Origin of the sequence: Bacillus sp. V59.32b (genome assembly GCF_003429085.1) — a bacterium.
Classification (GTDB): domain Bacteria; phylum Bacillota; class Bacilli; order Bacillales; family DSM-1321; genus Peribacillus.
In genome coordinates, this window is record NZ_QVTC01000030.1 from 43,800 (window position 1) to 67,493 (window position 23,694).

General features: G+C 42.6%; 22 protein-coding genes, 1 tRNA gene and 2 pseudogenes. 22 read left to right on the forward strand and 3 right to left on the reverse strand.

All coding sequences use genetic code 11. The annotated features are described in order from the left end of the window. The first annotated feature begins 1 nt into the window (after position 1). The 12 genes from hisB to D0463_RS08380 all read left to right on the forward strand — a co-directional run bounded on the left by hisB (position 2) and on the right by D0463_RS08380 (position 10,349). Positions 2–589 (forward strand): imidazoleglycerol-phosphate dehydratase HisB, encoded by a 588-nt coding sequence (hisB, locus tag D0463_RS08325; RefSeq protein WP_117306943.1) that lies wholly within the window; start codon positions 2–4, stop codon positions 587–589. Continuing rightward, complete coding sequence (gene hisH, locus D0463_RS08330) at positions 590–1,225, forward strand: imidazole glycerol phosphate synthase subunit HisH (protein ID WP_117306944.1); 636 nt, start codon at positions 590–592, stop codon at positions 1,223–1,225. It abuts the gene before it with no gap. Further along, on the forward strand, positions 1,222–1,956 hold the full coding sequence (gene hisA, locus D0463_RS08335; protein ID WP_117306945.1) for a 1-(5-phosphoribosyl)-5-[(5-phosphoribosylamino)methylideneamino]imidazole-4-carboxamide isomerase: 735 nt from the start codon (positions 1,222–1,224) through the stop codon (positions 1,954–1,956). Before hisH ends, hisA begins: the two co-directional genes overlap by 4 nt. Beyond that, entirely contained in the window at positions 1,957–2,715 is a 759-nt protein-coding gene (gene hisF / locus D0463_RS08340) for an imidazole glycerol phosphate synthase subunit HisF (protein ID WP_117306946.1), read from the forward strand. Further along, positions 2,712–3,347, forward strand: a complete 636-nt coding sequence (gene hisIE, locus D0463_RS08345; RefSeq protein WP_117306947.1) for a bifunctional phosphoribosyl-AMP cyclohydrolase/phosphoribosyl-ATP diphosphatase HisIE — start codon at positions 2,712–2,714, stop codon at positions 3,345–3,347. Before hisF ends, hisIE begins: the two co-directional genes overlap by 4 nt. Before the next feature lie 248 nt (positions 3,348–3,595). Further along, positions 3,596–5,098: a tetratricopeptide repeat protein gene (locus D0463_RS08350; RefSeq protein ID WP_117306948.1), complete on the forward strand. Its 1,503-nt coding sequence runs from the start codon at positions 3,596–3,598 to the stop codon at positions 5,096–5,098. Between the two features lie 112 nt (positions 5,099–5,210). Next, positions 5,211–6,161: a thioredoxin-disulfide reductase gene (trxB, locus tag D0463_RS08355; RefSeq protein WP_117306949.1), complete on the forward strand. Its 951-nt coding sequence runs from the start codon at positions 5,211–5,213 to the stop codon at positions 6,159–6,161. 503 nt (positions 6,162–6,664) lie between these two features. Next, on the forward strand, positions 6,665–7,123 hold the full coding sequence (locus D0463_RS08360) for an 8-oxo-dGTP diphosphatase (RefSeq protein WP_117306950.1): 459 nt from the start codon (positions 6,665–6,667) through the stop codon (positions 7,121–7,123). A 45-nt stretch (positions 7,124–7,168) separates the two neighbouring features. After that, the gene (rapZ, locus tag D0463_RS08365; protein ID WP_117306951.1) at positions 7,169–8,068 is read left to right on the forward strand and encodes an RNase adapter RapZ; all 900 of its coding nucleotides are present in this window, start codon (positions 7,169–7,171) and stop codon (positions 8,066–8,068) included. Then, complete coding sequence (locus tag D0463_RS08370) at positions 8,058–9,032, forward strand: gluconeogenesis factor YvcK family protein (RefSeq protein WP_483295726.1); 975 nt, start codon at positions 8,058–8,060, stop codon at positions 9,030–9,032. The genes rapZ and D0463_RS08370 overlap by 11 nt, the downstream gene beginning before the upstream one ends. Positions 9,033–9,101: 69 nt before the next feature. Beyond that, on the forward strand, positions 9,102–10,061 hold the full coding sequence (gene whiA / locus D0463_RS08375; protein ID WP_117306953.1) for a DNA-binding protein WhiA: 960 nt from the start codon (positions 9,102–9,104) through the stop codon (positions 10,059–10,061). Positions 10,062–10,091: 30 nt separating this feature from the next. After that, the gene (locus tag D0463_RS08380) at positions 10,092–10,349 is read left to right on the forward strand and encodes an HPr family phosphocarrier protein (protein WP_117306954.1); all 258 of its coding nucleotides are present in this window, start codon (positions 10,092–10,094) and stop codon (positions 10,347–10,349) included. Between the two features lie 61 nt (positions 10,350–10,410). On the opposite strand, the gene clpP is transcribed toward D0463_RS08380, so the two are convergent. Next, positions 10,411–11,010 carry an ATP-dependent Clp endopeptidase proteolytic subunit ClpP gene (gene clpP, locus D0463_RS08385; RefSeq protein WP_117306955.1) on the reverse strand — a complete coding sequence of 200 codons (600 nt, stop codon included), beginning with the start codon at positions 11,008–11,010 and terminating at the stop codon, positions 10,411–10,413. Between the two features lie 258 nt (positions 11,011–11,268). Here clpP and D0463_RS08390 point away from each other — a divergent pair. Continuing rightward, positions 11,269–11,340: transfer RNA gene (locus D0463_RS08390), tRNA-Arg, on the forward strand. A 217-nt stretch (positions 11,341–11,557) separates the two neighbouring features. Here D0463_RS08390 and D0463_RS08395 read toward each other — a convergent pair. After that, complete coding sequence (locus tag D0463_RS08395; protein WP_160118384.1) at positions 11,558–12,778, reverse strand: Fic family protein; 1,221 nt, start codon at positions 12,776–12,778, stop codon at positions 11,558–11,560. 614 nt (positions 12,779–13,392) lie between these two features. Between D0463_RS08395 and rpoN the strand changes: the two are divergent. From rpoN to eno, 8 genes and pseudogenes are all read left to right on the forward strand, one after another. Further along, positions 13,393–14,659, forward strand: a pseudogene (gene rpoN / locus D0463_RS08400) (RNA polymerase factor sigma-54). A 15-nt stretch (positions 14,660–14,674) separates the two neighbouring features. After that, a complete protein-coding gene (locus tag D0463_RS08405; RefSeq protein WP_367946575.1) occupies positions 14,675–14,923 on the forward strand; it encodes a glutaredoxin family protein in 249 nt (82 codons plus the stop codon). 138 nt (positions 14,924–15,061) lie between these two features. Beyond that, positions 15,062–16,085: pseudogene (locus tag D0463_RS08410) on the forward strand (sugar-binding transcriptional regulator). Positions 16,086–16,140: 55 nt separating this feature from the next. After that, a complete protein-coding gene (gene gap / locus D0463_RS08415) occupies positions 16,141–17,148 on the forward strand; it encodes a type I glyceraldehyde-3-phosphate dehydrogenase (protein WP_117306957.1) in 1,008 nt (335 codons plus the stop codon). 170 nt (positions 17,149–17,318) lie between these two features. Next, entirely contained in the window at positions 17,319–18,503 is a 1,185-nt protein-coding gene (locus D0463_RS08420; protein ID WP_117306958.1) for a phosphoglycerate kinase, read from the forward strand. A 107-nt stretch (positions 18,504–18,610) separates the two neighbouring features. Continuing rightward, positions 18,611–19,372 carry a triose-phosphate isomerase gene (tpiA, locus tag D0463_RS08425; protein ID WP_117306959.1) on the forward strand — a complete coding sequence of 254 codons (762 nt, stop codon included), beginning with the start codon at positions 18,611–18,613 and terminating at the stop codon, positions 19,370–19,372. Continuing rightward, on the forward strand, positions 19,365–20,900 hold the full coding sequence (gene gpmI / locus D0463_RS08430; RefSeq protein WP_117306960.1) for a 2,3-bisphosphoglycerate-independent phosphoglycerate mutase: 1,536 nt from the start codon (positions 19,365–19,367) through the stop codon (positions 20,898–20,900). The genes tpiA and gpmI overlap by 8 nt, the downstream gene beginning before the upstream one ends. 27 nt (positions 20,901–20,927) lie before the next feature. Then, positions 20,928–22,223: a phosphopyruvate hydratase gene (eno, locus tag D0463_RS08435; RefSeq protein WP_117306961.1), complete on the forward strand. Its 1,296-nt coding sequence runs from the start codon at positions 20,928–20,930 to the stop codon at positions 22,221–22,223. Between the two features lie 161 nt (positions 22,224–22,384). On the opposite strand, the gene D0463_RS08440 is transcribed toward eno, so the two are convergent. After that, positions 22,385–23,146 (reverse strand): M15 family metallopeptidase, encoded by a 762-nt coding sequence (locus D0463_RS08440; RefSeq protein WP_117306962.1) that lies wholly within the window; start codon positions 23,144–23,146, stop codon positions 22,385–22,387. A gap of 194 nt (positions 23,147–23,340) precedes the next feature. Between D0463_RS08440 and secG the strand changes: the two genes are divergently transcribed. After that, positions 23,341–23,574, forward strand: a complete 234-nt coding sequence (gene secG, locus D0463_RS08445; protein ID WP_117306963.1) for a preprotein translocase subunit SecG — start codon at positions 23,341–23,343, stop codon at positions 23,572–23,574. Positions 23,575–23,694: the final 120 nt, after the last annotated feature.

The window sequence follows — 23,694 nt, forward strand, 5'->3', positions numbered from 1 at the left end:
GATGGAACGAGTTGCTAAAATAGAGCGGAATACAAATGAAACAAAGATAAAATTGGATTTTTCGATAGATGGAGAAGGCAAATCTGTGATTGAGACGGGCGTTCCCTTCATGACGCATATGCTCGATTTATTCACTAAGCATGGGCACTTCGATATGACCGTTGATGCTAAGGGTGATATTGATGTGGATGACCATCACACGACAGAGGATATTGGGATTTGCCTTGGCCAGGCCCTTGTAAAGGCACTTGGTGATAAAAAAGGAATCAGGCGTTACGGGAATGCTTTCGTACCGATGGATGAAGCTTTGGCTCAGGTCGTTGTTGACTTAAGCAATCGTCCTCACTTGGAGTTCCGTGCTTCTTTTCCATCGCAAAAAGTGGGGACCTTTGACACGGAGCTTGTGCATGAATTTCTCTGGAAGCTGGCGCTTGAAGCGAGAATGAACCTGCATGTAATTGTTCATTACGGCCAGAATACACACCATATTATTGAGGCGATTTTTAAAGCGTTGGCTCGCGCTCTTGACGAGGCAACGTCAATTGACCCGAGGGTAAAGGGGATTCCTTCGACGAAGGGAATGTTATAGATGATTGGTATTATCGATTACGGCATGGGCAATTTGTTTAGCGTAAGCCAGGCATTGGAGCGGCTTGGTACGGAATGGTTCATTTCCGATAAACCTGAGGAGCTTAGAAATGCCAGGGGACTCATTCTGCCGGGTGTCGGTTCCTATAAAGATGCGATGACTTTGCTAGACAGACAGGAATTGACAGGGTTTATAAAAGATTATGCAAACAGCGGTAAGCCATTACTTGGGATTTGCCTAGGGATGCAGCTGCTATTTGACGAAAGTGAAGAGAATGGCTTGTCTAAAGGGTTGTCTTTGCTGCCTGGAAAGGTTGTTCGCTTTCCTGGAACAGATGGCGAAGGAGAAAGCTATAAAGTTCCGCATATGGGGTGGAACCTGCTGAATTTTAAGAACGAGTCAGAGTTGCTCAAAGGCCTTAAAGAAGATTATGTTTATTTTGTTCATTCCTACTATGTGAAAACAGCAGAAGAGAGTGTAGTTAAAGCTTCCGCCGGCTATTATGAAGAAGTTCCGGCGATAGTTGGCAAGGATTCAGTATATGGCATGCAATTTCACCCTGAAAAAAGTGGAGAAATGGGAATGTCACTTTTAAAGAATTACCTGGAACTAGTGGAAAGGAAGGTCAGCCGATGAGCAATTTTACGATCTATCCGGCAATTGATATGCGTGGGGGAAAATGTGTCCGCTTGATTCAGGGAGACTATAATCAGGAAACCGTATATGGCGATTCTCCCTTTGATATGGCTAATAGCTTTGCAAATCAAGGTGCCGAATGGATTCATATGGTTGATTTGGACGGTGCAAAAGCAGGCGGACGAGTGAACGATGCATACGTGATGCAGGCCGCCAAGCAATTATCTGCTAAGATTCAGATTGGCGGAGGTATACGGACAGAAGAGGATGTGGCCTATTATCTTGAAAATGGCATATCACGAGTAATCCTCGGCAGTGTTGCTGTCTCGGATCCAATTTTTACAAAGGAAATGATCCGAAAATACGGGAAACAAATCGCCATCGGAATCGATGCGAAGGATGGAAAAGCCGCCACACACGGCTGGCTGCAAACATCAGAGACCGATGCTTATGAGCTTGGGAAAGCGGTCGCTGATGCCGGTGCTGAGGTATTTATCGTAACCGATATTGCAACGGATGGCATGCTTTCGGGCCCGAATATTGACGGCGTTGTCCGGATGGCAGAGGAAACGGGAAAGCATGTGATTGCATCAGGTGGCATTAGCGGTCTCGAGGATTTAACCGCACTTAAGGCTGTCCAGTCACACGGGATTATCGGGGCGATTGTCGGAAAAGCCATTTATTCGAATCGGTTCACCGTTAAAGAAGCATTAGAAAAGGTGCGTGGTTAAATGCTTACTAAACGAATCATTCCCTGCCTCGATGTAAAAGAGGGACGTGTCGTAAAAGGGATTCAGTTCGTGTCGCTTCGGGACGCCGGTGATCCAGTTGAGCTCGCCGCTTTTTACGATCAAGAAGGAGCAGATGAGCTGGTTTTCCTTGATATTTCAGCATCGCATGAAGGCAGACAGACGATGGTCGAAGTTGTAAAGGCCGTTGCGGCGAGCCTGGCAATTCCGTTTACCGTAGGCGGGGGAATCAACTCGCTTGAGGATATGAAGCGGATTTTGCGGGCGGGAGCTGATAAAGTTTCCTTGAACACAGCCGCCGTACTGCGTCCGGAGTTAATAGATGAAGGAGCTGGCTATTTCGGTTCTCAGTGTATCGTCATTGCGATAGATGCCAAATATGACGAATCGATCGGCACCTGGCGAGTTTATACACATGGCGGCAGACAACCGACAGAGCGGGATGTGATCGGCTGGGCCAAGGAAGCGGTTGACCGGGGAGCCGGCGAAATATTGCTGACGAGCATGGATAACGACGGTGAAAAAAGCGGCTTTAATTTGGACTTAACGAAAGCGGTAAGCGGAGCAGTAACGGTCCCGGTTATTGCATCGGGAGGAGCCGGAAACGCTGAACATTTTGAAAATGCCTTTAAAGAGGGGAAAGCGGATGCTGCGCTGGCCGCGTCTATTTTTCATTATAAAGAGACTTCGGTTAAAGAGGTAAAATCGTTTCTTAAACAGCAAGGAGTGGTAGTGAGATGAATATAGATAACGTCAAATTTGATGAGAATGGCTTAATATCTGCCATCGTTCAGGATGCGGACTCAAAGGAAGTCCTAACTCTTGCGTATATGAATAAAGAGTCACTTCAGCTTTCGCTGGAGAAAGGGGAAACGTGGTTCTTTAGCCGTTCAAGGAATGAATTGTGGCATAAAGGAGAAACGAGCGGCAATACCCAGAAGATCGTTGAAATGAAATTGGATTGTGACAGTGATGCTTTGGTTGTCTTAGTCAAGCCGACCGGGCCTGCCTGTCATAATGGCACGACCAGCTGCTTTACAGAAACAGTGTATCAAACAGATAACTCTTCTGCTGCTCAAACCGATGCCGCATTTTTGCTGGAATTAGAAGCATTGATTGGCGAACGAAAGAAATCGCTGCCTGAAGACTCATATACGACCTACTTATTCGAAAAGGGAGTAGACAAAATCCTGAAAAAAGTCGGAGAAGAAGCGGCTGAGGTCATTATTGCCGCTAAAAATAGAAGCCATGAAGAATTATCTTTAGAAACAGCGGACTTATTATACCACTTGCTTGTTTTGCTTCAGGAACAAGAACTGCCATTGGAAGCCGTACTGACGGTTCTTAAGCAAAGACACGCCGTGAAAGAATAAAAACGGGAAGGAGATAGAACTCTCCTTCTCTTTTTTATTTAGCTGAATCAATTTCATAATTCCTTTTTATAACGAAACGCAAATTCGCGTAATCTAAACCAGTTTATAACTGGCATAAAATAAAATGGATATCAAACCAGTGAAAACTCCATTTTCAGCTCGCAGCCCCTGTGGGTTCCCAAAGTTACGCAAACCCCGTCCGATATGGTATACTACTATAGTTAAAGAACTTGAAGATGGAGGATTTCATGAGCAAAGACTCTAAGCTTGGCAAACAAGCCAAAATACTATCATTTCACCCGACAGGAGAATACTATTTCGCCAAGGGTTTAAAAGCATATCATAGACAGGATTTATATAAAGCAAGGAAATATTTCGAAAGAGCGCTTGAACTGGAACCCGCTGAACCGATGATTGCGTGTCAGCTTGCGATTACTTGCACGGAAATCGGGGAATACAGCCGCTCTAACCATCTGCTTGAGAACATTTTGGATGTACTTGATCCATATATGACAGAATGCCATTATTTCTTGGCTAATAATTATGCTCATTTGGGCATGTTTAAGGAAGCGTACCGCCATGCGAGTGCTTACCTCGATAAAGAAGAAGATGGAGAATTCAGCGAAGATGCGGAGGATCTGCTCGATTTGATCACTTTTGAAGCTGATGAAACGGAAGAAAGCCTTGCGGAGCAGGACGGATTGATTTTTAAACAAGAGGAAGCCCGCGAATACCTAGAGGCAGGTAATTTTCAGAAGGCGATTGAAGTGCTGAATGAAACGATTAAAGAGCATCCCGAGTTTTGGTCGGCCTATAATAACCTGGCCCTCGCTTACTTTTATTTAGGGGAAACAGAAGAAGCTTTCAGTACCTTAGAGGATGTTCTCGCCAAGAGCCCCGGTAACCTGCACGCTCTTTGCAATCTGACAGTATTCCATTATTATCGGAAACATGATGAGAAGGTCGAAGAATTGGTTAAGGGTCTGGAAAAAATCCGCCCCATTCTAGTGGAACATCGCTTTAAGCTTGGAGCTACCTTTGCTTTAGTCGGAAAGTATGCCCTCGCTTATAGGTGGCTGAAGCAGCTGCAAAAGCAGGGATTCGAGGGTGACGGGTCGTTCTATTACTGGCTTAGTAATTCAGCCTTTCATTTGGGACATGAAAACACCGCGAAACAGGCGTGGAAAAAAGTGCTGGAGACCAGTCCCGAGAAAGAAGGCTTGGAGCCGTGGAGCGATGCGAATTCTGCAGTTAATGGCTTTGAACACCATCTTCCTTCGATTATTATACGGCTAGAAAGCGAGTTTATCGAAGAAAGGCTGTTTGCGATCTTTTTAGCGAAGCATTCCAATCAAAAAGAGCAGGTGTTTAACCATCCTTTATTCCAAGAAAATCCGCTCTTTACAACGCTTGAAAAGGAATACGCTGCGGCCGTTAAGGGTAGTGCGAAGGGAAGGAAGCCGTTAGCGATTGATTTTGCCGACCGGACAGCAGAAATGCTGTACCATCATTTTCAACCTGTGCAGCATACAGAGGCAGGGCTGTACTTAATGTGGTTCTCCGTGTTCGTAGAAGCAGAGAAAACCAACCTAAAGCTGACGAATCCCGCAGGATGGGCGGCTGCGCTGGAATATGCATGGTATAGACTTCGCAATGAAAGAAAAACCCAGCCGGAAATCGCGGAAAAGCACTTCATTTCGGTCTCTACCCTTTCCAAGTACATCAAATTAGTAAATGCACTGCTTCAATGAGCAAATATTTGGACTGGAATTTATTTGTTATATAGGATAGTAGGTAGGAAATACTAGTAAAAGAAAAACGATAAAGAGCTAGTGGAAATGATTGAATGAAGGAGTGAACATCATGACTGAAGAAAAAATTTATGATGTAATTATAATCGGTGCCGGACCAGCAGGCATGACAGCCGCAGTCTATACCTCCCGCGCAAACCTTTCAACATTGATGCTTGAACGCGGTGTTCCAGGTGGTCAAATGGCCAATACGGAGGAAGTGGAAAACTATCCCGGATTTGATCACATTTTAGGACCTGAGCTTTCTACGAAGATGTTCGACCATGCGAAAAAATTCGGAGCGGAATACGCGTATGGCGATGTAAAAGAAATCATTGATGGTGAAGAATATAAAACGCTCATTGCTGGTTCAAAGGAATATAAAGCCCGTTCCATTATTATAAGCGCTGGTGCAGAGTACAAGAAAGTCGGTGTGCCGGGTGAAAAAGAACTCGGAGGACGCGGTGTTTCGTATTGTGCGGTCTGTGATGGAGCTTTCTTTAAGCAAAGAGAGCTAGTCGTTATCGGCGGCGGAGATTCTGCCGTTGAAGAAGGTGTATACCTGACGCGTTTCGCTTCAAAAGTAACAATTGTGCATCGCCGGGATGAGCTTCGTGCGCAAAAGATTCTTCAGGATCGTGCGTTTGAAAATGAAAAAATTGATTTCATCTGGAATCATACCATCAAAGAAATTAATGACAAAGACGGAAAAGTCGGCAGTGTAACGCTTGTTAACACGATCAATGGCGAAGAACAGGAATTCAAAGCCGACGGTGTGTTCATTTATATCGGGATGTTGCCATTGACTAAACCGTTCGAAAACCTTGGCATAACAAACGAAAATGGCTATATCGTAACCAATGAAAAAATGGAAACGAAAATACCCGGGATTTTTGCGGCGGGAGACATCCGTGAAAAAACGCTTCGCCAGATTGTAACAGCTACAGGTGATGGCAGCATCGCTGCGCAGGCTGCGCAACATTATGTGGAAGAAGTACAAGAACAGCTTAAATTAAGAGCTTAATAATTCGTAACTCTGTTTTAATTGTGCTGTAACATATGTGAAATAAAGATCGGGTATAGTAGATATAGAAATTGACCCCCTTTAATAAATATAACCCTTGGCTGGCACGGATAAAATTCCGTGCCTATTTTTTTGCGGTTAAGAGCGAAATGCCCTCAACTCGCTACAAAATTTAAATCTTCGCTACGCAATCTTGAACTGGTTAAAAACATTGAGATTCTCGCTCCAAAAATCCGCCACTCGGCTTACAATCAGCATGGAACTCGCAACAATATTGGAATTTCCACTACGAAGTCTGAGACTGGCTACTTTAATCGGTCAATTCTCTTTATGCTTGCTTCAAACCAATACGTGTAATCTGTCAGCCTTTGTTCATTGTGGGAGGTTTGCAAAAATAGTATAATAATATGAATACATCTTTATTCTTTTGCTTATTACAGATACTTTGTTCATGATAAATTAGGTTTTTAGACGCCGAGTTCAGGCGACCAGAGGTGAAGGAAATGCAGCGTGTAACGAATTGTGTCTTGGTTAAGGATGATCAAATTCTGTTATTAAAAAAACCCCGCCGCGGATGGTGGGTCGCGCCGGGCGGGAAGATGGAACCAGGGGAATCAGTGAGGGATGCTTGTATCCGGGAATATCGAGAAGAAACCGGAGTATATATAAAGAACCCTGCCATTAAAGGAATCTTCACCTTCATTATGAAAGAGGGAGATAAGGTTCTCAACGAGTGGATGATGTTCACCTTTCTGGCGACAGAGGCTGACGGAGTGAATGTTGATCAATCTGATGAAGGAGAACTATTCTGGCACCATGTGGAAGAAGTGAGTAAGCTTCCGATGGCAGAAGGAGATCATCATATTTTGGAATATATGATTCATGGAAACGGCATCATTTACGGGACGTTTACATATACACCTGATTTTGATTTGATTTCGTACAGACTGGATCCAGGTTAATTCAAAATAGATGCTGTTTGCTCTTTTGATAGGGGGAAAAGTGAAATGAGTACAGGTTCGGTAAGCGGGACGCAATTAGTAATTATTACGGGGATGTCAGGTGCCGGTAAAACGGTGGCGATTCAAAGCTTTGAAGATTTAGGGTTTTTCTGTGTCGATAATTTGCCGCCGACGTTACTGCCAAAATTTCTTGAGTTAATGAAGGAATCCGGCAATAAGATGAATAAAGTGGCCCTTGTTATGGATTTGCGTGGCCGTGAGTTTTTTGACCATTTGTTTAAAGCGCTCGACAATCTTGCGGAGACATCGTGGGTTACCCCGCAAATTCTGTTTCTGGACGCCGATGATGAGGCGCTTGTCCGTCGATACAAGGAAACGAGACGGACGCACCCACTTGCGCCTTCAGAGCGTCCACTTGAGGGTATTCTTCTCGAACGCAGCCTGTTAGAGGAATTAAAGGGGCGGTCGCAGACGATATACAATACTTCAAAATTAAAACCAAGAGAATTGCGAGAAAAGATTTTAACGGAGTATGCTAACGGCAGTAAACCTGTCTTTTCAGTAAACGTTATGTCATTCGGCTTTAAGCATGGACTGCCAATTGACGCCGATCTTGTTTTTGACGTTCGCTTCCTTCCGAATCCGCATTATATTGATCATATGCGCCCAAAAACCGGTCTGGATGAAGAAGTGTCAAGCTATGTATTGAAGTGGAATGAAACGACCAAGTTTTTAGAGAAGGTAACCGATTTGCTAAGTTTTATGCTTCCCCATTATAAACGGGAGGGTAAGGCGCAACTTGTTATCGCGATTGGCTGTACAGGCGGGCAGCATCGTTCAGTAGCACTCGCTGAGCATATTGCCAAATATTTTGAAGACGATTATATGACACATGTTTCTCACCGTGATATAGAGAAGAGGAAGAGCAAAATTGATACCAAATAAAATTCAACAGCCAAGAATCGTCATAATTGGAGGAGGCACCGGCCTCCCTGTTTTACTGCGAGGGTTAAAAAAATTCCCGGTTGATATTACGGCAATTGTTACGGTAGCGGATGATGGCGGCAGCTCGGGCCGATTGAGGAACGAGCTGGATATTCCCGCACCCGGTGATATCCGAAATGTGCTGGCAGCCCTATCCGACGTAGAACCGCTTGTTGAACAGATGTTTCAGCATCGTTTCAAAAGTTCGAAAGAGCTTACCGGCCATTCCCTTGGAAACCTGATCATTGCGGCCATGACGTCGATAACTGGTGATTTTGTCCATGCCATCCAGGAAATGGGCAAAGTACTCAATGTCAGGGGGAAGGTTCTTCCAGCGGCCAATCAAAGTGTGATTCTTAACGCTGAGATGGTGGATGGCAGTGTCGTAACAGGAGAATCGAAAATTCCGGATTCGGGGAAGAAGATTAAAAGGGTTTTTCTGTCACCCATTGACATTCAACCACTGCGTGAAACCATTCAGGAAATTAAACAAGCTGACCTTATTGTCATCGGTCCGGGAAGCTTATATACCAGTATCCTGCCAAACCTGTTAGTTCCCGGTCTTGGGGAAGAAGTTTGCAAATCAAAGGCAAAGAAGGTTTACATTTGTAATTTAATGACCCAGGCAGGGGAGACCTTGAATTACACAGCCAGCGATCATGTAAAGGCGATTTATGATCATATGAGCTGTCATTTCATTTCAAGCATCCTCGTAAACAATGAAGCCATTCCGGATTCGGTTTTGCGACGGTATAAAGAAGAGGATGCCCAGCCGGTCCGATTTGACCTAGACAGTTTAACGGCGCTTGGTTTAGATATCGTGGTAGATAAAATATACAGCTACGACCGTAATGCGATCCGTCACGATACAAAAAAAGTAGCACGGATTCTATATAATATGTTGTTAGATGAAACTAACCGTTGATTAATTCGTATAAAACTTAAGAAAACAGAGCCAGAGCATAACGTAATTTTCGATTGGAGGTGGGATTTCGTGTCTTTTGCTTCAGAAACTAAAAAAGAGCTGACAACATTAGAAGAAAAAGATTGCTGCGGCAAAGCTGAATTATGTGCGCTCATTCGAATGAACGGCTCGCTCTCGTTTTCCAATCGAAAGCTTGTTGTCGATATTCAAACAGAAAATGCGGCGATTGCAAGAAGGATCTACACGCTGCTAAAGAAAAACTATGAGGCGGTCCAAGTAGAATTGCTTGTCCGCAAAAAAATGAAGCTGAAAAAAAATAATGTGTATATCGTCAGAATGTCTTCAGGTGGACAATCCATCTTAACCGATTTAAAAATATTAGAGGACGGGTTTGCGATCCAGCATACTATTTCAAAAGAACTGGTCGCTAAGAAATGCTGCAAGCGTGCGTATTTAAGAGGAGCCTTTCTTGCGGGAGGTTCTGTCAATAATCCGGAAACCTCTTCCTACCACCTGGAAGTATTCTCACTTTACAAAGAGCATAACGACGCTCTATGCGAATTAATGAATGTTTTTCGGCTAAAAGCTAAAACATTGGAACGAAAAAAAGGCTATATTACATATTTAAAAGAAGCGGAAAAAATCGCTGAGTTTTTAAATATAGTTGGTGCTCACAATGCTTTACTGCGCTTTGAAGATGTGCGGATCGTCCGTGATATGCGAAATTCGGTAAACCGTTTAGTGAACTGTGAAACGGCTAATCTGAATAAGACCATCGGTGCTTCCTTAAGGCAGGTAGAAAACATCCGATATATAGATGAAACGGTCGGCCTCGGGATATTGCCAGATAAGCTACGGGAAATTGCCGAGCTGAGAGTGGCATTCCAAGAGGTTACCTTGAAAGAACTTGGGGAAATGGTATCTGGCAGTAACATTAGCAAATCAGGGATTAATCACCGTTTGCGGAAGATTGATGAAATCGCCGACAAGCTAAGAACCGGAGAAATGACTGCGTCACAAAAAATATAAACATCATACTTTCAAGGAGGAGATATATAAATGGTTGAGAAACAAGTGGAAGTTCGCTTGAAAAGCGGATTGCAGGCCCGTCCGGCTGCTCTTTTTGTCCAAGAAGCCACCCGGTTCCAATCGGAAGTATTTTTGGAGAAGGATGGAAGAAAAGTAAATGCAAAAAGTATAATGGGTCTAATGAGCCTCGCTGTAAGCACAGGTTCGGTCATCAAACTGGTTGTAGAGGGCAAGGATGAACAGGAAGCGGTTGAAGCACTGCAAGCGTTCATTGAACAGGATATATAATTAATAAAGGATACCTGCCAATCTATTGAAGATTGGCAGGTATCCTTTTATTTTGAACTTATTACTTTTTCTCGTTATCAATGTTGCGTGAGATAACCTTGTCGATTAATCCGTATTCCATCGCTTTCTCGGCAACCATAAAGTTATCGCGTTCTGTATCGCGCTCAATTACTTCAAGCGGCTGGCCAGTACGTTCAGAAAGAACTTTATTTAATTTATCACGCAAGAAAAGAATGCGGCGTGCGGCGATTTCAATTTCGGTCGCCTGCCCCTGAGCTCCACCAAGGGGTTGATGGATCATAACTTCACTGCTTGGAAGCGCGTAGCGTTTTCCTTTTTCCCCGGCAGCAAGCAGGAATGCACCCATCGATGCAGCCATTCCAATACAAATCGTAGAGACATTTGGTTTAATATATTGCATCGTATCATAAATGGCCATTCCAGCTGTGATGCTTCCGCCCGGAGAATTGATGTATAACGTGATATCTTTTTCAGGGTTTTCCGCTTCAAGGAACAGCAACTGGGCCACAATGGAATTCGCGACATTATCGTCAATGCCACTGCCCAGCATAATAATACGATCTTTTAATAGACGGGAATAAATATCGTAAGCACGTTCCCCGCGGCTTGTTTGTTCAATAACTGTAGGAATTAAGTTCATGCTTTATTTCCTCCTTATAAAGAGAATGATTATAGGTTTTACTCTATGTATGTATGATACACCTTTTGGTCAATTTAGGTCAAACAAAACAATCTAACCAAACTCATAATTTGTTCGACATTTTCCAAAGGTAAATTTAATCACTTTATCCATAATACCCATAATGATTGAATTTAAAACAGCTTGGCTACTTGCAAACAGATGAAATCTGACATATAATAAACTTCGTTGTTTAATAATACGCTTGCCTTTTTATATGCCCTCGTGGTGCAACGGATAGCACGTAAGATTCCGGTTCTTGAGATGTGGGTTCGATTCCTGCCGAGGGCGCTAAATTGATAAATAAGGGTTTTTCAAGTAATGATGATGAGACTGTCCAAGTTTTGTCCGAGTTACTTTGAAAAACCCTTATTTTTTACTCTATTTTCTCTAATCGGCTACGCATAAAATTATTTACTTTCCCGTTATTAAGTTGCACGGATCCCTTAGACAGCATTATCGCTAATAATTCAAAAAGCCCTTCTCATTTGAGATGGGCTTTTTGATGCTAGAGACGGAAATAGGATTCTTTTAGATGTACTACTATAGGATTACTGGATATTTTTTCAATGGCATCAACTTTTATTAGTTTATCCAGTACCTTATTTATTGTGTAAGGAGACTGCTGTGTGAAATCAACTAACTCCATTCGCGATACACCTTCATCAGTATAATTAAAGAAATGGTTTTGTACGAGTACATACATTACTCTTCTTTCTAATTCAGAATCTAAATTAGTATCATTTCTTACAAAATCTTTAAGTGTATTCATCTGATGGATTTTTTCTTTCATATCATTAAGTATGTTGATTTGAGTATTTCTAATAATTTTACAAAATGTTTCGCAAAAAAATGTGAGATCTCCTTTATTTTTAAATGAATTGGTAATATCAAATGCTCTCAAGTATTGTGATTTAAATTCGTTGCAACCCTTAGAAAGGGACAAAGCAATCAATATGTTGAAATTTTGTTCTAAATATATACTACTAATAAACCTAGAAGTCCTACCATTGCCATCATAAAACGGGTGAATATACCCAAAATAATAGTGAGCAATTGAAACTTTAAATAACATAGGTAGATGAAAATTGTTTAGGAAGTCTAACAATTTATCCATTTCTTTAATTACTTCTTTTTCCGGAGAAACTCCTCTGTGGATAACCTTTCCGGTTCCATTGTTAGCTAGTACCTCTGAGCCCTCTTTACGGAAAATAGTACCATCCAATAAACTTTCTTTTTCAATCGAGTCCTGAAGTAAGAAGTCAAAAATCTCCCTTATATCATTAGAAGTTTTTGGTATCTCTATGTCACCAGATAATAACTTATTATAAGTTCTAATAAGACTTTGATGTCTAACGGTTTTGGGAGACTTACTTATGAATAACTTAGTTCCTTCAGCCATTTCTGCTCTGGTACTTCTAACACCCTCTAAATCATTTGTACTTTGTAACTCATCAACTAAGTTGCCAATAATATAATCTTTTTGTGCTACATCAGGGATTAACTCCATTATTTTTCTTATTTGTTGATCTTGTTGATAGATTTCGTCTAACAAATTTATTAAATTTATATGGATATTCAAAAATGCTGGGAACTTTTCTGAATAGTTTAGGGATCTAATCTCGAATGGCAAATAAATGGTAGTTTGACTATTATATTTTTTCTTATACTCTTCTTCAAACTCAGACTGAGTTATTTGATGAAATGAATCATGCAAATAATTGTACATTTTATTCACTCCTTTCATACCATTATAACCAAAACTTAAAAAATGTATATTTTTTAAAGTTTAGAATTATGACATTTAAAACAAAAATTAAATTTGTTATTATTTTTTAATTTAATAATAGGCTCTGTTAAATTCCATTGTTGATTTTCAAATGGTCATGGAATCTACTCGCTTTCCGCGGACGAACTGGCAAGCCTCCTCACTCGTACCTCGCTGCGGGGTCTTGCCAGCCCGTTTTTCCGCAGGACGTTGATTCATCATCCTTGAATAGACACCGCACGAGAAAATGCGTATGCATTTTCGAGGAGTCTCGCAGATTCCCTTCCCAAAAACAACATTATCGTTTAACAGAGCCTAATAATAAGAAAAAAGCCCTTCTCACTGCCGAGGGCGTCATCATTATACCCGCCTGCCTTTTTTAATTGGCAGGCGGGTTTTTTGTGCCGTCTCTCACATATCATTTATCGTATGGGTAGAAAGAAAAAGTAATTTAGTAACCGTTTTCAAACGCTTTTTATACACGTTTTTCTCCCTATATTGTAAAATGAAAAAAGGGGGGAGAAGTCATGGATATGAGAGCGGGGCTTTTTCAACAGCAAACGTTAAAATTGGCGATGACCCAGGAATTGAGCCAGGCCATTGCCCTTTTACAATATTCCTCACAGGAGCTGACAGCTTTTCTGGAAAGCGAAGCATTAGAGAATCCTCTGATTTCACTGGAGTACCCGCAGCCATTTTCCGTTCATCGAAGGGGCGAAAGCAGAAAGGGGAATGGGCATGATCCAAAGTATTGGATCGAACAAATCGGCGGGGATCAGCTGAACCTTGAAAAACACTTATTATCCCAATTGAATATTAAGAAAATATCGAAAGCCAGGCTTCGTATTTTCCTCCAATTCATTCGCAATATGGATGACAACGGCTATGTAAGAGTTACGTTAGAGGACATTGCTAAAGTGACGGGAACCCCGGTGGAAGAGGTCGCGGAATGCCTGAAGCTGATTCACCAGCTTGAACCTTTCGGGATCGGTGCAAGGAACCTGCAGGAATGTCTTTTGATTCAAGCGAGGATGGCCAAACATAAATTAGCCGAGATGATTCTTGAGGAACATTTTCTTTTATTTGCAGAGAAAAAATGGAAAGAGCTAACAAGGAAGCTGAATGTATCTTTAGGAGATATTCAAAACGTATCGGATTATATCCAAACATTAAATCCCCGGCCGGGATCGTTATACGATCATGATAAACCGGCTTATATTATTCCTGATGTTGCGGTGGAAATCAGAGATGGAAGACTCATTATCTCAACACTTGACAAAAATGGACCGAAGATAAGCTCGAATACGTCTTATTTGAAGCAAATGAAGCAATATAATGATCCGCAGGTTGACCGTTTTCTGCAGGAAAAATGGCAGGATTTCCAATGGATACAAAGAAGCCTTCAACAACGAAAAGAAACGATCCTGAAAGTTATGGCAAGAATTGTAGAGAAACAATCCGAGTGCTTTTATAAAGGGATGTCCTTTTTAATTCCGATGGCGATGAAAGAAATTGCTTTGGACCTGGAAATCCATGAATCAACAGTTAGCCGTGCGGTCAAGGGTAAGTATGTCAGGGCCCCGTTTGGCACTGTGGAGATGAGGGCTTTTTTCACATCTACAGTCCAATCGACAGCAGAAGAGGATATTTCCGCGCACAGGGCAAAAAAAAACAGTGGAGCAAGCAATACAGGCGGAAGATAAACGGAAACCGTTCTCTGATCAGGATATCTCCAATTTATTACTGAAAGAATCAGGGATTATCCTATCAAGGCGGACGGTGGCCAAATATCGTGACCAGATGGGCATTCCATCTTCGTCAAAAAGAAAAAGATATGATTAAGGGGAATGCCAAAGGATGATGAATGTGAAGCGGGAGTTATTGCTCTATACAAGAGAAAAGTGTCCGTTATGCGATAAAGCGAAGAAGATATTAGATGAATTAGTGGATGAAATCGGTATTTCGTATAAAGAGATTGATATTTATTCCGATGACGATTTACTTGAACGTTTCGGCTTGATGATTCCGGTGCTTGAGTGGCAGGGAGAAATGATTCAATACGGCAATCTTGATAAGACCAGCCTTCTCGACCTCTTTGAAAAATAATTTAACCTTATTGGTTGAAGTAGATATCCTTTCCTGCTAGAATGAAATCGTAGCAGGAATATTTTTTGCTGTGAGTGGGACACTAATTGTCTAACCGGGACAATTAAAGTCCCAATATAAACGCAAGGGGTTTTTTGCATGCGCTCATTGCTTGATGTACAAAGAAAATTATTACCCGACTTCCTGGCGGTTATGCAAAAACGATATGATATCCTGCGTTATATCAAAATTATGCAGCCGGTTGGCCGGAGAAGCTTGGCACTTAGCTTGAACTTAACGGAAAGAACGCTAAGAAGCGAGGTTGACTTTTTGAAAGAACAACAGCTTATTCATGTGTTCACTTCCGGTATGCAGCTTTCTGTCGAAGGTGAGGATATTCTCGAGAAATTAGAGGGAATAATGCGTGAAGTAACGGGTATAGACTTAATGGAACAGGAATTAAAGCGGAAACTGAAGTTGCAAGAGGTGATCATCGTTGCTGGTGACAGCGACCAATTGCCCTGGGTTAAAAGCGAGCTGGGTAAAGCGTGCGCAAACCGTATGAAACAGGAGTTTATTGGGGAAAATATCATCGCTGTAACAGGAGGCTCGACAATAGCCGAGGTTGCGAACATGCTGACACCTGTCCCTGATGGAAAAGACTTGGTTTTTGTGCCTGCCCGCGGTGGACTTGGGGAAGATGTCCATAACCAGGCGAATATGATTGTTTCGAAGATGGCAGAAAAGACGAATGCCGCGTATAGGGTTCTTTATATTCCCGATCAAGTCAGCAAAGAGGCCTATCAATCCTTTATGAAAGATCCAACCATCAAGGAAGTAATCTCGCTTATCCAATCAGCCAACATTGTCATCCACGGTGTTGGGGACGCACTGGCAATGGCCGAACGAAGAAAAACAACGCCAGAGATTATGAAAGTAATCACGGATGGGAATGCTGTTGGGGAAGCGTTCGGGTATTATTTCAATGAAAATGGCGATGTTGTCCATAAAGTGCAGACGGTTGGCATTCAGCTTGATGATCTAAAGGATACAAGAAGCGTCATTGCGGTAGCCGGGGGGGAAATCCAAGGCAAAGGCCATCCGCTCTTATATGAAGACGGCGCCTTCTTCCACAGTCCTGATAACGGACGAGGCCGCAGCAAAAGAGTTATTAAAGGGGTAACATCCCTTTTAAATAAATATTTTATTTTTTTCCTAATTAAAAGGAGGAACTAATCATGGCAGTTAAAGTAGGTATTAATGGATTTGGACGTATAGGACGTAACGTATTCCGTGCGGCTTTGCGCAATCCAAACGTGGAAATAGTGGCAATTAACGATTTGACAGATGCAAACATGCTGGCGCACCTATTGCAGTATGATACTGTTCACGGAACATTAAATGAAAAGGTATCTGTAGATGGTGACTACCTATTGGTAGAAGGGCATAAGGTAAAAGTTTTAGCTGAGCGTGATCCTGCTCAATTAGGCTGGGGAGATCTTGGCGTAGAAGTGGTTGTAGAATCTACAGGACGTTTCACAAAGCGCGCTGACGCAGCGAAGCATCTTGAAGCCGGCGCAAAGAAAGTAATCATCTCTGCTCCAGCGAACGATGAAGATATTACGATCGTTATGGGCGTTAACAACGAGAAATACGAGCCTGCTAACCATCATGTTATTTCAAATGCTTCTTGTACTACAAACTGTTTGGCTCCTTTCGCAAAAGTGCTTAACGACCAATTCGGCATCAAACGCGGTATGATGACTACTGTTCACTCTTATACGAACGATCAGCAAATCCTTGATCTTCCGCACAAAGACTACCGTCGTGCGCGTGCAGCAGCGGAGAACATCATTCCGACAACTACAGGTGCTGCAAAAGCAGTTGCGCTTGTATTGCCTGAATTAAAAGGAAAATTAAACGGTATGGCTATGCGTGTTCCTACACCAAACGTATCCGTTGTTGACCTTGTTGCTGAGCTTGAAAAAGATGTAACTGCTGAAGAAGTAAACGCAGCTTTTAAAGCAGCAGCTGAAGGTGAATTGAAAGGGATTCTTGAGTACAACGAGCTTCCACTGGTATCTACTGACTACAACGGCAGCCGTTACTCATCTTCTATCGATGCTCTTTCCACAATGGTTATGGAAGGCAATATGGTAAAAGTTCTTTCTTGGTACGATAACGAAACGGGTTACTCTAACCGTGTGGTTGACCTTGTTGATTACATCGCTTCAAAAGGACTGTAATCTCCTAGATAATTAAAAAGACACAACATCCAATGTATAATTTGGATAAGCGGGCTAAAGAGACTATAATGAAAAAGAAAAAGGGGAGATGGGATATATGCCCTCTCCCCTTTTAAGGTAAAAATGGATGATATCTGTCACCCTTACAATCCAAAGGAGGTTCTTCGGTCATGAATAAAAAGTCTATCAAGGATATCGATGTGAAAGGGAAACGCGTGTTTTGCCGTGTGGATTTTAATGTTCCAATGGAGAATGGCAATGTGACGGATGACACAAGAATCCGCGCAGCGCTCCCGACGATTCAATATCTTTCTGAACAGGGCGCAAAGGTAATATTGGCAAGCCATCTTGGGCGTCCTAAGGGACAAGTTGTTGAAGAAATGCGTCTTACCCCTGTCGCCAAAAGATTAAGCGAGCTATTAGAGAGAAATGTGGCAAAGTCTAATGAAGCTTATGGCGATATCGCAAAATCCGAAATCGAAAAGTTGAATGATGGTGACGTATTATTGCTGGAAAATGTCCGCTTCTATCCTGGTGAAGAAAAGAATGACCCGGAATTGGCTAAAGCTTTTGCGGATCTTGCGGATATATATGTGAATGACGCATTTGGGGCAGCACATCGCGCCCACGCTTCTACTGAGGGAATCGCCAAACATCTTCCCGCTGTCTCAGGTTTCTTGATGGAAAAAGAGCTGGAGGTTCTCGGCAAGGCGTTATCCAATCCTGAACGTCCTTTCACTGCTATTATTGGTGGAGCGAAAGTAAAAGATAAAATTGGTGTAATCGAAAACCTCCTTGAAAAAGTAGATAATTTAATTATCGGTGGCGGTCTTGCTTATACATTCGTAAAAGCACAAGGACACGAAATCGGTAAATCCCTCCTCGAAGAAGATAAAATGGATCTGGCCAACTCCTTTATAAAATTAGCCAAAGAAAAAGGAGTCAAGCTATACATGCCAGTTGATGTAGTGGTAGCTGATGACTTCTCCAATGATGCGAATACAAAAGAAGTCGCAATCGATTCCATTCCCGCTGACTGGGAAGCACTTGACATCGGCCCTAAGACAAGGGAAATATATGCGGATGTAATCAAGAGCTCGAAGCTAGTTATTTGGAACGGGCCTATGGGTGTATTTGAGATAGATAAGTTTGCGGGTGGAACGAAGAGAGTGGCAGAAGCACTCGCTGAAGCTGCTGATACATACAGCATCATTGGTGGAGGAGATTCAGCTGCTGCGGTAGAAAAATTCAACCTTGCAGACAAGATGTCGCATATTTCCACCGGTGGCGGAGCATCGCTTGAATTCATGGAAGGCAAGCAATTGCCGGGCGTCGTAGCTTTGAATGATAAATAGGCGGTATCATGGTAAGCTGCTTTCGCTTAAATATTTTAGCGTGGTCATTATGAAACATTAAATCACCCATTAAGATGAAGGACTTAGAAAAAGAAAGGATGGTTCACATGCGTAAACCAATCATCGCTGGCAACTGGAAAATGAATAAAAACCTTTCAGAAGCAAGAAGCTTTTTAGAAGAAGTAGATAGCCTCGTCCCTTCAAAGGAAGCAATGGAATCTGTCATTTGTGCGCCTGCACTCTTTCTGAATGAACTTGTTACAGCATCCGAAAGAAGTGACGTGGAAATCGGCGCTCAAAATATGCACTTTGAAGAAAGTGGCGCATTTACTGGCGAAATCAGCCCGGTTGCACTCGAGGATATCGGAGTCAAGTATGTCATTATTGGCCATTCCGAACGCCGTGAAATGTTCAATGAAACCGATGAAACAGTAAACAAGAAAACCAAGGCGGCTTTTAGTCACCATTTAATACCGATTGTATGTTGTGGTGAAACCCTTGAAGAGCGTGAGAGCGGAAAAACCAATGAACTTGTCGGAAACCAGATCCGAAAAGGATTAGAAGGGTTATCTGAAGAACAAGTAAAGCAAACGGTTATTGCGTACGAACCAATCTGGGCTATTGGAACCGGAAAATCTTCAACAGCTGAGGATGCGAATGAAGTTTGCGCGCATATTCGTTCTGTTGTCGCTTCACAATTTTCACAGCAAGCAGCAGATAGCGTCCGTATTCAATACGGAGGCAGCGTAAAGCCTTCCAATATTCAAGAATATATGTCACAGCCTGATATCGATGGTGCGTTGGTCGGGGGCGCAAGTCTTGAACCTGGGTCTTTCCTTCAATTGCTGGAGGCTGGAAAAAATGGGTAAGTCCCCGGTAGCTTTAATTATTCTAGATGGTTTCGGTTGCCGTAACGAAACCAAAGGGAATGCCGTCAGCCACGCAAAAAAGCCGAACTTCGACCGTTTTTGGAACACGTATCCAAACGCTCAATTAACGGCAAGTGGTGAAGCGGTTGGCTTACCTGAAGGCCAAATGGGAAACTCTGAGGTCGGGCACTTAAATATCGGTGCCGGGCGGATTGTCTATCAAAGTTTGACCCGGGTGAACGTAGCGATTCGGGATGGCGAGTTTGAAGAAAACGAAACGTTCTTAAACGCCATGAAGCATGCCAAAGAAAAAGGAACTAATCTGCACCTCTTTGGATTGCTATCTAATGGAGGGGTGCATAGTCATATTCAGCATATGTATGCCCTTTTAAAGCTCGCAGCAAAAGAAGGCGTAAAAAATGTCTATGTTCATGGGTTTTTGGACGGCCGTGATGTAGGTCCGCAAACCGCAAAGGGATTCATCGAAGAAGCTGAAGCTCAAATGAAGGAAATCGGTGTAGGCCAGTTCGCCACAATATCCGGACGTTATTATTCGATGGATCGCGATAAGCGCTGGGAACGTGTGGAGAAGTCATACCGTTCCATGGTTTACGGCGATGGTCCTGCGTACTCATCCGCTATGGAATGTGTAGAAGATTCATATAAGAACGGAATCTTTGATGAATTTGTTATTCCTTCGGTCATTACATCTGAAGATGGAAAGCCGGTTGCGACCATCACGGATAATGATGCGGTTATTTTCTATAATTTCCGCCCGGACCGGGCCATCCAAATATCGAATACTTTTACGAATCAAGACTTCCGGTCCTTTGATAGGGGTCCCGGACATCCAAAAAAGCTTCATTTTGTATGTTTGACGCATTTTTCGGAAACAGTAGATGGATACGTAGCTTTCCAACCAGCCAATTTGGATAATACGCTTGGCGAGGTTTTAGCACAAAACAATTTGACACAGCTTAGAATTGCGGAGACGGAAAAATATCCGCATGTCACCTTCTTTATGAGCGGTGGCCGGGAAGCGCAATTTCCGGGAGAAGAGCGAATTTTGATTAATTCGCCAAAGGTGGCGACATATGATTTGAAGCCTGAAATGAGTGCCTATGAAGTGACGGATGCATTGATGGAGCAGATTCAGAACGATAAATTTGACGCGATCCTCCTGAACTTTGCCAATCCGGATATGGTCGGTCATTCAGGAATGCTAGAGCCGACCATTAAGGCGATAGAAACCGTTGACGAATGCCTTGGCAAAATTGTCGATTTGATTATTGAAAAAGGCGGAACAGCGATCATCACTGCGGATCACGGCAATGCGGATGAAGTTGTGACAATGGAAGGGTCGCCAATGACGGCTCACACAACTAACCCTGTGCCTATCATTGTTACGAAAAATGGGGTAACATTAAGAACGGGTGGAATCCTTGGAGATTTAGCTCCAACAATGCTCGACTTGTTGAACGTGGATAAGCCTGTTGAAATGACAGGAGCATCTTTAATTAATAAATAAAAAACAATTATAAAAGGAGAGATTTTTATGCCATTCATCGAACATGTATACGCACGTGAAGTACTTGATTCCCGCGGTAACCCAACTGTTGAAGTAGAAGTGATGACGGAGTCCGGTTTCTTTGGACGCGCCATGGTCCCATCTGGTGCTTCCACTGGTGAATATGAAGCGGTGGAACTCCGTGACGGCGACAAGTCACGTTATCTTGGAAAAGGTGTGCAAAAAGCAGTTGAAAACGTAAATGATATCATCTCAGAAGCGATCATCGGCATGGATGTTACGGATCAAGTCGGCATTGACCGGACGATGATTGAATTAGACGGAACAGAAAACAAAGGGAAGTTGGGTGCAAACGCAATCCTTGGCGTTTCCATGGCGTGTGCTCACGCGGCAGCTGAATCGGTAAGCCTACCTTTATACCGTTACCTAGGCGGATTCAACGCCAAGCAATTACCAACTCCAATGATGAACATCATCAATGGCGGCTCACATGCCGACAATAACGTGGACTTCCAGGAATTCATGATCCTTCCTGTAGGAGCTCCTACCTTCAAGGAAGCTGTCCGTATGGGTGCGGAAGTATTCCATAACTTAAAATCAGTTCTTTCCTCGAAGGGCCTGAATACGGCAGTTGGTGATGAAGGCGGCTTTGCTCCGAACCTTGGTTCAAACCGTGAAGCTCTTGAAGTGATCATCGAAGCGATTAAAAAAGCGGGCTATGAACCTGGAAAAGATATTTATCTTGGAATGGATGTTGCTTCTTCTGAATTCTTTAACAAAGAAACAGGGAAATATGACCTTGCCGGTGAAGGCCGGACAGGGGTAAGCTCTGAAGAAATGGTCAGCTTCTACGAAGAATTGGTGAATGAATTCCCGATCCTTTCCATTGAAGACGGACTTGACGAAAATGACTGGGAAGGCCATAAGCTATTAACAGACCGCCTTGGCAAAAAAGTTCAATTGGTCGGGGATGATTTATTCGTAACCAATACGAAGAAGCTTGCAGAAGGTATCGAAAAAGGTGTTGGCAACTCGATCCTGATTAAAGTGAACCAAATCGGAACATTGACTGAAACGTTTGAGGCAATCGAGATGGCTAAACGCGCGGGCTACACTGCTGTAGTTTCCCACCGTTCTGGTGAAACAGAAGACGCAACAATTGCTGACATTGCTGTTGCTACAAATGCAGGTCAAATCAAGACCGGGTCCATGTCCCGTACAGACCGTATCGCAAAATACAACCAATTGCTCCGCATCGAGGACGAGCTTGATGAATTGGCTGTATATGCTGGATTGAAGTCTTTTTATAACTTGAAGAAATAAGATCATAAACGAAAAAATCTGCCTCTGTGTAAGAGGCAGATTTTTTTTTTATGACCGAAAGTTGAGATATATAACCGAAAGTTGAGATATATAACCGAAAGTTGAGATATATAACTGAAATTGAGAGATAAAGCAAGCCATGTTTGCTTTGCTTCCGAATATCAGTTCGTCACAGGCATTGCATTTGTGTACTCTTCTAAGGTAATTCGCCTATTTGTCATTTCAGTTGCTATGCTAGTCCCTACATATCTAAAATGCCAGGGTTCATATTTGTAACCGGTAATATCTTGTTTGCCTTTCGGATAGCGGACGATAAAGCCATGTTCGTGAGCATGTTCCGCGAGCCAATTTGATTCTTTTGTATCGCCAAAACAATCAATGGCCGGACAAATACCTCTACTATCACTGATATCAATAGCCAGTCCAGTTTCGTGTTCGCTTGTACCAGGGAATGCACTATATGTCGAGGCAATTTCAAAACCGTCTTTTTCGACATTGCTTGTAAAAATCTCTTTCTGAGCTGAATAAGAACGGTAGGCTGAAACGCCTGCTAAATGTACGCCCTCTTTTTTTGCGGCCTGAAATAATTCTTCCAGCGCATAGGCTGCTTCTTTTCTCATCATCCGTTTTTCATCTTTTTCATCTGCAAGAAAAGGAACATCCGGATAGATTAGATCAGTCGGCTTATAATTATCGGGCAAGCCATATTCCTTGTTAACAAGAACAGGAACATTATTAGGACCTTCCCCATCCATCACTTTGTGATATCCTACAGCGAAAGAGTTTCTACCTTCATTCGTTATGGTCAGTTCTTTAATCTGCTTGATATTTTTCTGTTCCGCGTATGAAAGATGCTCTATCCCGGATTCAGTCAAAAACAGCATGGAAAAAATAGAGGCCATCGTCATGATATACTTTTGCATAATTTATGACTCCTGACTATTTGCTAGTATTAGTATATTTTCACCATACGGTTTGAATCGTATACGGTTGATGCCTAATATCATTTTGATGAAGCAAGGAGATGATTTCAAGAAGGTTCGGAAAGTGTTGTAAAGGTATTGATGGTATGGTAAAATGGAAATAATGTTTTATGGTAATCGGGAGGTTTAACTGTATGCACGCATTTCTAGTTACATTATTAGTTATCGTTTGTATTGCGCTGATCGTATGTGTATTGCTTCAATCCGCAAAAAGCGCTGGTTTATCCGGTTCTATTGCTGGAGGAGCTGAACAGCTGTTTGGAAAACAGAAAGCTCGCGGCCTTGATTTGATTCTGCATCGCGCCACAATCGTTTTGTCTGTTCTTTTCTTTATTTTAACGTTGCTTGTAACTTATGTTGGCTTGTAATTATATGCGAACACCAGCCTGGCTCCCTGCCGGGCTTTTTTTAATTATAGGCTTTGTTAACGATAATGTTGTTTTTGGGAAGGGAATCTGCGAGACTCCTCGAAAATGCATACGCATTTT

What these genes read in the sequence shown, in the direction of transcription:
- D0463_RS08395 (WP_160118384.1), bottom strand. Translation starts at nt 12,778, where the DNA reads ATGTACAATTATTTGCATGATTCATTTCATCAAATAACTCAGTCTGAG.
- gap (WP_117306957.1), top strand. Translation starts at nt 16,141, where the DNA reads ATGGCAGTTAAAGTAGGTATTAATGGATTTGGACGTATAGGACGTAAC.
- rapZ (WP_117306951.1), top strand. Translation starts at nt 7,169, where the DNA reads ATGAGTACAGGTTCGGTAAGCGGGACGCAATTAGTAATTATTACGGGG.
- D0463_RS08360 (WP_117306950.1), top strand. Translation starts at nt 6,665, where the DNA reads ATGCAGCGTGTAACGAATTGTGTCTTGGTTAAGGATGATCAAATTCTG.
- D0463_RS08420 (WP_117306958.1), top strand. Translation starts at nt 17,319, where the DNA reads ATGAATAAAAAGTCTATCAAGGATATCGATGTGAAAGGGAAACGCGTG.
- gpmI (WP_117306960.1), top strand. Translation starts at nt 19,365, where the DNA reads ATGGGTAAGTCCCCGGTAGCTTTAATTATTCTAGATGGTTTCGGTTGC.
- D0463_RS08405 (WP_367946575.1), top strand. Translation starts at nt 14,675, where the DNA reads ATGATGAATGTGAAGCGGGAGTTATTGCTCTATACAAGAGAAAAGTGT.
- D0463_RS08440 (WP_117306962.1), bottom strand. Translation starts at nt 23,146, where the DNA reads ATGCAAAAGTATATCATGACGATGGCCTCTATTTTTTCCATGCTGTTT.
- D0463_RS08380 (WP_117306954.1), top strand. Translation starts at nt 10,092, where the DNA reads ATGGTTGAGAAACAAGTGGAAGTTCGCTTGAAAAGCGGATTGCAGGCC.
- hisB (WP_117306943.1), top strand. Translation starts at nt 2, where the DNA reads ATGGAACGAGTTGCTAAAATAGAGCGGAATACAAATGAAACAAAGATA.
- clpP (WP_117306955.1), bottom strand. Translation starts at nt 11,010, where the DNA reads ATGAACTTAATTCCTACAGTTATTGAACAAACAAGCCGCGGGGAACGT.
- trxB (WP_117306949.1), top strand. Translation starts at nt 5,211, where the DNA reads ATGACTGAAGAAAAAATTTATGATGTAATTATAATCGGTGCCGGACCA.
- hisIE (WP_117306947.1), top strand. Translation starts at nt 2,712, where the DNA reads ATGAATATAGATAACGTCAAATTTGATGAGAATGGCTTAATATCTGCC.
- hisH (WP_117306944.1), top strand. Translation starts at nt 590, where the DNA reads ATGATTGGTATTATCGATTACGGCATGGGCAATTTGTTTAGCGTAAGC.
- D0463_RS08350 (WP_117306948.1), top strand. Translation starts at nt 3,596, where the DNA reads ATGAGCAAAGACTCTAAGCTTGGCAAACAAGCCAAAATACTATCATTT.
- hisA (WP_117306945.1), top strand. Translation starts at nt 1,222, where the DNA reads ATGAGCAATTTTACGATCTATCCGGCAATTGATATGCGTGGGGGAAAA.
- secG (WP_117306963.1), top strand. Translation starts at nt 23,341, where the DNA reads ATGCACGCATTTCTAGTTACATTATTAGTTATCGTTTGTATTGCGCTG.
- hisF (WP_117306946.1), top strand. Translation starts at nt 1,957, where the DNA reads ATGCTTACTAAACGAATCATTCCCTGCCTCGATGTAAAAGAGGGACGT.
- tpiA (WP_117306959.1), top strand. Translation starts at nt 18,611, where the DNA reads ATGCGTAAACCAATCATCGCTGGCAACTGGAAAATGAATAAAAACCTT.
- eno (WP_117306961.1), top strand. Translation starts at nt 20,928, where the DNA reads ATGCCATTCATCGAACATGTATACGCACGTGAAGTACTTGATTCCCGC.